The organism is Sphingomonas sp. CCH9-F2, assembly GCF_001556735.1.
Taxonomy (GTDB): domain Bacteria; phylum Pseudomonadota; class Alphaproteobacteria; order Sphingomonadales; family Sphingomonadaceae; genus Sphingomonas; species Sphingomonas ginsenosidimutans.
Genome location: NZ_LSJO01000446.1, coordinates 1 through 1,591, shown reverse-complemented (window position 1 = coordinate 1,591; position 1,591 = coordinate 1). Strand labels below are relative to the sequence as shown.

2 protein-coding genes are annotated in these 1,591 nt (G+C 66.1%); both read left to right on the top strand.

Annotated elements, in window-relative coordinates:
• A partial coding sequence (locus AX685_RS12350) for an enoyl-CoA hydratase/isomerase family protein (RefSeq protein WP_231738843.1) occupies window positions 1-361 on the top strand: 361 nt, incomplete at its 5' end.
• Between the two features lie 106 nt (window positions 362-467).
• Window positions 468-1,541, top strand: coding sequence for a recombinase RecA (gene recA / locus AX685_RS12345; RefSeq protein ID WP_066489116.1), 1,074 nt, complete (start codon window positions 468-470; stop codon window positions 1,539-1,541).
• Window positions 1,542-1,591: the final 50 nt, after the last annotated feature.

Sequence of the window (1,591 nt, the reverse complement as noted above, 5' to 3'; positions counted from 1 at the left end):
CGTGATCGTCGCGGGGGCGGATGCGCGCTTTTCCATTCCCCCGGCGCGGCTGGGGATCGGCTATCCGGCCGGCGACGTCGCGCGGTTGATTGCGCGGGTGGGAAAGGGGCAGGCGGCGCGGCTGCTGTTCACCGCCGCACCCGTCGATGCGGCGGAGGCGCTGCGGATCGGGCTGGCCGATCTGTCCGGTGACGGCGTGGACGTGGCCCGGACGATCGCCGCGAACGACGCCGATGCGCTCCGGTTGCTCAAAAACACCCTTCGTTCGCCGCACGACTCGTCCCTGTCCGCCGCCTTCGAGGCGTCGTTCGGCTCCCCTGCCTTCGCCAATGGGGTCGCCCGCTACCGCCGCCCCTCTTGATTTGCCCATGAAGTTCCCCACTTGTTCTCATGGAACAAAGGCGATACACGCTTCCGAACGCGTTGAATGGTACGCGCGGGTGCTCTAGCGAAGGGGTCTTCAGGCAATGGCCGCCAAACTTCAGGTGATCGATACCGGCATGGCAACCGCAACTACCGACCGTCAAAAGGCGCTCGACGCCGCGCTCGCGCAGATCGACCGCGCCTTCGGCAAGGGCTCGGCGATGAAGCTGGGGCAGAAGGAAACGATGCAGGTGGAGGCGATCTCCACCGGGTCGCTGGGCCTCGACATCGCGCTCGGCGTCGGCGGCCTGCCGCGCGGCCGTGTGATCGAAGTGTACGGCCCCGAAAGCTCGGGCAAGACCACGCTGGCGCTGCATGTCATTGCCGAGGCTCAGAAAAACGGCGGCACCGCGGCGTTCGTCGATGCCGAACACGCGCTTGATCCGGTCTATGCGCGCAAGCTGGGCGTCAACATCGACGAACTGATCGTGTCGCAGCCGGACACTGGCGAACAGGCGCTGGAGATCACCGACACGCTGGTGCGCTCCAACGCGATCGACGTGCTGGTGGTCGATTCGGTCGCCGCGCTGGTCCCCCGCGCGGAGATCGAAGGCGAGATGGGCGACAGCCACGTCGGCCTCCAGGCCCGCCTGATGTCCCAGTCCCTCCGCAAGCTGACCGGCTCGATCAGCCGCTCGCGTTGCATGGTCATCTTCATCAACCAGCTGCGCATGAAGATCGGCGTGATGTACGGCAATCCGGAGACGACCACCGGCGGCAACGCACTGAAATTCTACGCTTCCGTCCGCCTCGACATCCGCCGCACCGGCGCGATCAAGGACCGGGACGAGGTGATCGGCAACGCCACCCGCGTGAAGGTGGTGAAGAACAAGGTCGCCCCGCCGTTCAAGCAGGTCGAATTCGACATCATGTACGGCGAAGGCATCTCGAAGATCGGCGAGGTGCTCGACCTGGGCGTCAAGGCCGGGCTGGTCGAGAAGTCGGGCGCATGGTTCTCCTACGATTCGGTACGGATCGGTCAGGGGCGCGAGAACGCCAAGACGTTCCTGCGTGAGAATCCCGAGATGCTCGATCGACTCGAAAAGGCGATTCGCGCCCGCACCGCGCAGGTGTCGGACGGGATGATGGCCGGTCCGAGCGAAGAGGACGATCTCTGATCCGCGCATCTGCCTGCGTCGGTGACGGGCGACCCGCCGGCGACGGCGGG

Excerpts from the sequence above, each read along its gene's own strand:
- recA (WP_066489116.1), top strand. The coding sequence starts at position 468 with ATGGCCGCCAAACTTCAGGTGATCGATACCGGCATGGCAACCGCAACT.